Consider the following 8136-nt stretch of genomic DNA (forward strand, 5'->3'; position numbering starts at 1 on the left):
CGGATCCACCCCTTTTTTCATGCCTAGTATTTGATGAGCGAAACCACTTCGTAATTAGACAGACATTCCCGTCCCTTTAATTCGGTCAATTCAATCAAAAAAGCTACAGCGGTAACAATTCCGCCCAGCTTCTCCACCAATTCGATTGTAGAGAATATTGTGCCTCCGGTAGCTAAAAGATCGTCCACGACTAGTACCTTTTGTCCCTTCTCAATGGCGTCCTTATGCATCTCCAGCACATCAGTTCCGTATTCCAGTTTGTATTCGGCTTTTATCGTTTCCCCGGGCAGCTTTCCCCTCTTTCTTGCAGGGACAAACCCTTTTCCGAGCTCATACGCCAGAGGCGCTCCGATTATAAATCCCCTGGCTTCAGGGCCGGCCACCAGGTCGAAATCCTTATCCCGTACCAGGTCCGCCAAGCTTTTTATTGCAGTCCTATAAGCTTCTCCGTCCTTTAGAAGCGTGGTTATGTCTTTAAAGCTTATTCCCTTTTTGGGGAAGTCCATTATTATGCGGATTTTCTCCTTCAGATCCATTAAATCTCCTCCTGTTTGAATAATTCTTGTATTTTATAAAAATTATTATAAAATTCTATTACTTTGGCCCGCAGATTTAAAAGCATTTGGTAGGTCGGTGAAAGCCGGTGATCCAAATCCCTAACGTTCCTGTTAAATTGTATTATTTGTACCATGTCGCCTTCCACGGTATATTTTAATATCCCCATCTCCTCAAAAATGTTCAGCACATTAATTATACCTATATAATTCGCCTTCCGAAAGTCTCGCTTACCCAGAAATTTGCTTATATCCTTCAGGCTGAATCCGGCCGGCTCTTTACACAGCGTCCTGTACAGGAATTCGAAAACCGCTGTAAAAAGTTCCTTGCGCGGCAGCAGTTTCTCGCACACCATATAATTATACCTCAAATCGTCACGGTTGAAAATCAAATGCGCTTTGAGTGAAGGCGCATTAAAAACATGAGCCTCCATCAGCTCAATACTGAAAGGCGGATCGTAAAAAACTATCTCATCAACAAAGTCCGATACCTGCCGGTGAGAATCTGCATGGGGATTTATCAAAACGATATTCTTCTTATTTTTTATATCAGTTTTATCGCAATTAAAAAAAACGCCCAGGTTCGACTTTATGTGTTCGAACCTCCTCAGGTAAGCCAGTAAACGCCAAGCCTGATAAGGGGTGTTAACCTTAACCATAGCTCTTTCGTTCGATTCAAATAAATCCTTGACGTACTGGCGCTTATTTTTGGTCTTCACCAATTTTAGCATCCCGGCATTGTCTTTTTGACTGCTCACCTTATCCGCAGGTGAACATAAATATCCAGCAAGCATTGCGCTCTTACTGAAAAATCTTTTAAAATACTCTTCTTCCAGCTTTATCATAAGTTCGTCCCTGAGATAGGGCACTTTAATATCCTTCAGATTGAGCTGAGGTTCTCTAATTCCTTCCCATTCGTTGAGCTCCAGGTAGAAGGCTGCATCGATAAAAGGAGCCATTTCTAGTTCATCTTTATAGGCCCCGAGATTAAAACCTATGGCGCTGAACTCCTTTTTCCTTTTTTTCAGGAATAACTTTAAATGTTTTTCCCCTTCCCCTACTGCTCTGATCCGTTCCACCGACAGGTTTTTACATACAAACAGCGGTTTCGGATTGCCGAATCCAAAAGGTTCCAGGATTTTAAGCTGTTCGGCCAGCTCCATATTTATATCATCGGGCTTTACCTCCAGGTCTATCTTTAGTCTGGCATCCCAGTTTTCTCGCGATACCTTTCCGGCCAGTTCATTTATCTTCGATCGAAGTGCTCCTATCTCTTTCACTCTTATGGTAAATCCCGCGGCCTGTTCGTGACCTCCGAATTTATCGAGCATATGCGACAGCCTGTTTAAAGCTTCAAATATGTTAAACCCCGGTATACTCCTTGCTGAACCCTTTCCCTCTTCGCCTTCTTCTGCTATCAATATACACGGCTTGCAGTAAAATTGGGCTAGCTTTGAAGCTACAATTCCTATAACTCCCGGGTGCCACCGGGGACTCGACGCCACTATAACCCTATCGTTTTCAGGGTCGATACTTTTAACTATGTATTCCCTGACCTCATTGTAAATTTTTGTTTCAAGAGTTTGCCTTTCACGATTCAGGTTTTCTAGGGTCACTGCCAGTTCTCCGGCTTCCCCATCGTCATCGGTGAGCAGAAGCTGAACCGCAACCGCAGAATCGGATAACCGCCCGGCTGCGTTTAACCTTGGCGCCAGTATGTAACTTATTTTTTCTGCATCCAGTTCCACATCGTTGAGTCTTGACTGCGATAATAGAGCCAATAATCCCGGTTTATCGGTATTCTTTAGGGCTTTTAGGCCGTGCTTCGCTATTATCCGATTTTCGTCCACCAGGGGAACCATATCGGCGATGGTACCGAGGGCTGCCAGATCCAGGTATTTTACAATTATTTCTTCGCTGGAACCCACAAGAGCTTGAATAAATTTGAAGGCAACTCCTACACCCGCCAGGTTTTTAAATGGGTAAGGGCAATCCCTCTGCTTCGGGTTGATCACGGCTGCGGCATCGGGAACGACCTCATGAGGTTCGTGGTGGTCCGTAATTATGACGTCAACGCCCAGTTCTTTGGCATATCTAACCTCGTCATGCGACGCTATCCCGTTATCAACTGTTATTATCAGAGTAGTGCCTTCCCTTGCGATTTTATCTAATGCCTCTCTGTTCAGACCGTACCCTTCATCCAGGCGCGACGGAATATAAAAATCTATATTACCTCCCATTTCCCTCAGCGCCCTTACCATCAGGCAGCAACCGGTAATTCCATCCACATCATAGTCTCCGTACACTGTAATTTTTTCTCCTGCTGCTAGACCCTTTTTTACCCTTTGCACAGCTTTGTCCATATCCTTAAGCAGCATCGGGTTGTACATGTCTTCCAGCGATGCTCTTAAGAATCGCTCTACATCTTCTTTTCTATCTATTCCCCTGCTTTTTAAAAGCTTTAAAATCACGGGATGGAGATTTTCGGCGTTAAAGGATGGAATTACCGGCGGGTCGAATTCCCAGATATAGTTTCCGTCTATCACAAAGGCACCCCCATCCTTGAAAACACATATAATTATAAACCAACGGCGATTTTATATCAACGAATTTTTTACTAGATCAGTTGCCCGCTCTGATTTATAACGTTCACCAAAACATCGCGGTTTAGTTCATCCACGACAAAAAGTTTGCCTCCGGCAGCCTGAGCGATTTTCGTAAGGCAGTCCCTGTTTGGTTGCAGTCCGATACAGCAAAAGTCTATTTTTTTCTTCCCTATTTTCTGAGCTGCAACGATAGCATCCTTTACTGGATCTGTACTCCACATTGGGACTGTGGGGATGCCGTCGGTAATCAACATGATCAGCGGATTCTTCAGATGCTTAGAGCACATGTAGGAAAGGCCTTGATCCAGAGCGAGAGCCAGCGGTGTAAGCCCGGAAGATATTATGCTGCTCACACCGGTATCAATGGCATTAAAATTTTTTGTAAAGGGCACGTGAATCCTGACATTCCTTTCCTGAAACGCTAGAACGCTAACCCTCCTGTGGGATTTTAATACAATGTGTTTTGCTAGAAATTTTGCACTTCTCAACCGTTCTCCGGCCATACTTGCACTGGCGTCAATTATCAGGCATATGTCCTGTCCTTTTTCCGGGCATCTTTTTACAGTCACGAGGTCTTCGCGCTGAATCGAGAATTTTTCTCCACCAAAGTGACACCTGACCAAGGCTTTCTTTACTGTTTCCGCAACTTCGATTTCTTCAAGCCAGTCGGTTTTCGTATAAGGTGTCTGGATAACCCTTCCCGTAGTATTCCTGACATTTTTCTTTCCCGAATTGATAGATGTAATCAATCTATCCCTTTTTTCGGGCAGTTTCTTTATGATCTTTTTCAGCGCTGCTTCCAGTTCTTTCCGGTTTGCCCTGATAAAATCGACCATTTCTTTTCCTTCAGGCGTCAGTGCATAACTTCCCGAAGTCCTATACAGAAGATTGCCCTTTTCGAGGCGTTCGATGATCTGCTCCAAATCTCCATACTTTTTTTTCAGTTCGTAAAGATCTCTGCCTTTTCTGGAATTGAAAAACTCGAGCACCTCTTCCAATTCCCTCACACTGCCCAAATACTCGCTTATCTCAAGTGCCTGCTGATATTCCCTGCTGCGAAACATATTTCCACTATAGTTGCTCTGCTTTAAATACGAATCCGAGTCCGTAGCATAAGGGGACATATCCATGGGAGTATTACCAACCTCGTTTATAATTCTTTCAATTCTCCTGAGTTCCACTCCCTGCCCGGTCAGCGATTCCTCCAGGTTCTCTATCAAGAAGAGGAGCAAATCCAGGTCGTTGTCGTTAAGCAAAATTGAAAGGTGCACGTGATTCAAATGGTCCTTCAAAAGGCTCTCGGTTTTACCGTAATTCAGGCTCCCGGAAAGCCTGCCTCCCCCGCTGCCCGTTTGAATATCTATACGGTCGGCCATAAACTCCATGGAATTTCTCGAAAGAGCCTTAATAAGGTCTCCGGCGAGAAGTTTTACGTCTACGGCTCTGATTTCGTGAAATAAGTCCACGTGTAAAATTTCACCCTCATTGAATCTGTTGTAGAAAACCTTCCCGGCATCAGAATTGGTTATTATGCGCACCACCTGGGGGCGGTCCGGGGAAATAACGTGGACTTTTCTGCTGACTACAGCCGCCTCACCGATTCTGACTCCCCTTTCTTTGGCAAATTCCATTTTCATTTTTTCAACGGGCGAATTCACCAGAGCTCATCCTCCGTTTTGACGCATTCTTTAACATCCAGCTGTTTTATTGGCACCGCCTTATGGGGTGGCGCTTTGATGTCCACATTTTTTGGGTCGACTGAAGTCAAAGTTTTTCCGCCAATGGCTCTGGAAAACAACGAAAATATCTTCTGTAGGGCGTTCAACTTGTCTTTGCCGTCGCTGGCTTTTACCTGCGGGTCTCTCGACTGGGTCTTCTTGCCGGAAAGTTCGTTCAATGTTTTTTGAAAGGGTTCAGGGGCTCTTGAATTGAGATTTTCGAGGTTTTTCAATATTTCAGTCAGGTTTTTCCCGTCAGTCCTGTGTTTAAGAGCGTACCGGGCAAGATACACCACATCTTTTATATCGGGGCTTTTACCCAGAAGCGCTCCTCTGAGCCGGGCTCCGAGAAGGATTGATTCTATACCCCTTATGCTCTCCAGTCCAAAATTAACGTATAACGATGCCAGTGTGGTTTTTAAATCATCGGAAACCTGGGATTCGTTAAGTCTTTTTTGGGCTTCGAGAAACCCTGTTACTTTTTTCATTTCTAAAGCTATATCTTCTTTCTGGTCGTAGCCTTCCAGAATTCTGCGGACTATACCGACGTCTTTCGGCCTTTCCACATTAACAACAAAATCGAATCTGTCGGAAAGCTGCCGGCGGATATCTTCCAGGGGCCCCGGTTCTTCGTCCGGGTTGGATGCAGCCCATACGCTGACCTGCACGGGCAATTCCACAACCGGCAGCCCTACCTCTTCTATCTGTATCCTCCCAGGTTTGGTCCCCATGACATCCAGCAGGATATCCACAATATCCGGGGCGGTATCCGCCAGGCGGTTTATCTCATCGACAAAAATAACGCCGCGGTGAGCCCTGGGTATTGTACCAAGGAGCAGCGCAGCTTGAGGGTTTTCTCTGGACGATAATTTTTCCAGGTCAATACTCCCTACCACGGTTCCCTTTTTGGCAGAATGTGATATTTCAAGAAAGGGCATGTCAATCTGCTCCACGCCAAGCTCTTCTATTTCTTCAGGGGAAAGATCGCGGTGCAGCGGACAGTGAGGCTTTTTCGGATCACAGTTAAAATCACATCCTTTTATGCGTTCGATTTTTGGGAAAATATTGCGGGAGGCTCTTATTATGGTAGTTTTCCCCGTACCCCTCAAACCCTCGGCATGAATATGAATTGGAATACCGGAAAGGGTCGCAAGGATGGCCATATCTATAATGTCGAAAAGCCCGCTGTTTCCTTCGTGCCTTATTAACTGCGAGTACCTTTTCACCCGAATCCCTCCTTACGACAATATTTTCCCACCAAAAAAACTTTTTAATTAAAAAAAAGAGGGTTTTTTAAACCCTCCAGCTTGTAGACAAAAACCGCTTTTAGGACGCACAACCTAAAAGCGGTTTTTGTCTACAAGCTGAGAGCGCGATATAGGTTATCGCGCTCCGAGCCTTGTGCTGAACACAATAGTTCTTCTTCAGTAAAGTCCATGAACTTTTCAAGTTGTTTTCCCTCATAAGCCATTTGCATTTGGGCTTTGCCATTTAGTAACTGGAATTGCCAGGATTCACCTGTACCGCAGTAAATATCCGAGATGTCTTTCTTGAGAACGAGCAAATAACGATGGCCGGGGTTTAACGCGATATATGGTTATTGGGCAAAATGATAAAAAATACCTTAATCTGGTTCAGGTTTAAGTTTATATATTCTTCCTATTGATCCGTATTTTTCATGGTGTTTTTCTTCTTCGCAGAGTACATAAAGCGACCTTTCATTTTCGTCAACAACCATTATTGAAGTAGAGCCATGTAAATTAAGATCTGAAATAATTGATTTTTTCTCCGGCAAGATTCTATATTCAGCAATCAGATTGCCGTCAATATCAATCTTTTTTACATCCCCATAGCTTCCCAGATAAATATAAAAGTCATCGACTTCTATAAATTCATTGTTTGTGTAGCCCGCCAAAAATATTGGATATTTTAAAGTATCCCACAATATGTTGCCGTCATAATCGACTGCAAAAAGAGCCCATACAGCCGACAGTCTAGCGTGTTTACCAATATAACAAGTATAACCGGTAGCGTATATACGATTTCTGTATGGATCGCCTGTAACATGGATTAAACCGAATTCTTTGGGTATCTCAATAATTTTTTTCTCATTGCCGTTCGCATCTAGCAAAATAATTGCACCGCCCACAGTTGAGTTTATTTCTTCCAGAGGGGGTTCCAGCACATCGGGATGGTAAGAATTCCATCTATTCATTTCATCAGGATTATTAGCAGCTAAAAGTACGTTACCTGCATCGTCCACAGCTATGTAATTTATACTTGTATATTTGCTGTGATTATATTGCCATTTTATCTTCCCCGAATCTGAATCAATTCCGTAAACGGGGTTGATCGGACCAATAAAAGATGCAGCTACTATCGTGCTCTCGTCTTTTGTAATTGCAAGATCGCTCACCGGAGAGATTTTAGATGATGGCTCCGATTCTCCTATTGTTGAAGTCCATAAAATTTTCCCCTTATCATCTACACAGTATACTTTTCCGTCGGGTGCTCCGAAATAGCAAAGCCCCTTTTTTGAAAAAATAAAGGGAGGTACCATCCCAATAGCTTCATCACCTATGCCAAAGCAAATCTTATGTTTCAGCTTCCCTTCGGGAGACAGAACCAACACTCGAAAATTTGCAAGATCCATTAAATAAATATCATTATTATGTGGATGGACCCCTATTTGAACAATATCGGAGCCATCAGGCAATTCACAACTCCATAATTCGGTCCCGCTGCTAGTATCTATCGCAGATAGTATGCCCGTAAAATAATTAGTGTAAATCATTTTTCCGTCATTACTCAAAGCAATATCAATTAGATTAGAAGGAGGATGCTTTATATTATTTAAGTCTTTCGGATAAAACCATCGCAGGAAATTTTTATTCTTATTTTCTGCCGCTACTGATGTTTTGGATCCATTTCCTGCAACGTGTTCAATAGAGAAAGGCTGGTGTAAATTACAGCCAATATGTTTATTGCATAATTAAAATGGACAGAGTTGCAAAATAAAATCCCCACTTTTGCAACTCAAAAATCCCCAAATTTGCAAAGGTCATTGCAGGCACCCCTAAAAACCTTTACCCTTGTAGTTAGGGAAATCTTAACTGCAAGGGAGGATTGGAGGATGCTCACAATGACCCATATTGATAATATCAGAAAAGCGTTCTTTATGAAAGGGCAAAATATCAGCGAGATAGCCCGGGAGTTCCAAAAAGACCGAAAAACTATACGCAAGTATATCTATCAAGA

5 protein-coding genes are annotated in these 8136 nt (G+C 43.4%); all 5 read right to left on the bottom strand.

The window, feature by feature from the left end; genetic code table 11:
* Positions 1 to 23: 23 nt before the first annotated feature.
* The 5 genes from LZ11_RS09890 to LZ11_RS09910 all read right to left on the bottom strand — a co-directional run bounded on the left by LZ11_RS09890 (position 24) and on the right by LZ11_RS09910 (position 7672).
* Positions 24 to 536, bottom strand: a complete 513-nt coding sequence (locus LZ11_RS09890) for an adenine phosphoribosyltransferase (RefSeq protein ID WP_148867721.1) — start codon at positions 534 to 536, stop codon at positions 24 to 26.
* A complete protein-coding gene (recJ, locus tag LZ11_RS09895) occupies positions 536 to 3100 on the bottom strand; it encodes a single-stranded-DNA-specific exonuclease RecJ (protein WP_170240356.1) in 2565 nt (854 codons plus the stop codon). Before recJ ends, LZ11_RS09890 begins: the two co-directional genes overlap by 1 nt.
* A 71-nt stretch (positions 3101 to 3171) precedes the next feature.
* A complete protein-coding gene (locus LZ11_RS09900; RefSeq protein WP_148867723.1) occupies positions 3172 to 4818 on the bottom strand; it encodes a vWA domain-containing protein in 1647 nt (548 codons plus the stop codon).
* A complete protein-coding gene (locus LZ11_RS09905; protein WP_148867724.1) occupies positions 4815 to 6104 on the bottom strand; it encodes a magnesium chelatase ATPase subunit I in 1290 nt (429 codons plus the stop codon). The genes LZ11_RS09900 and LZ11_RS09905 overlap by 4 nt, the downstream gene beginning before the upstream one ends.
* Positions 6105 to 6502: 398 nt before the next feature.
* The gene (locus LZ11_RS09910; RefSeq protein ID WP_148867725.1) at positions 6503 to 7672 is read right to left on the bottom strand and encodes an outer membrane protein assembly factor BamB family protein; all 1170 of its coding nucleotides are present in this window, start codon (positions 7670 to 7672) and stop codon (positions 6503 to 6505) included.
* Positions 7673 to 8136: the final 464 nt, after the last annotated feature.

It is taken from the genome of Thermosediminibacter litoriperuensis (genome assembly GCF_008124715.1).
Lineage (GTDB): Bacteria > Bacillota > Thermosediminibacteria > Thermosediminibacterales > Thermosediminibacteraceae > Thermosediminibacter > Thermosediminibacter litoriperuensis.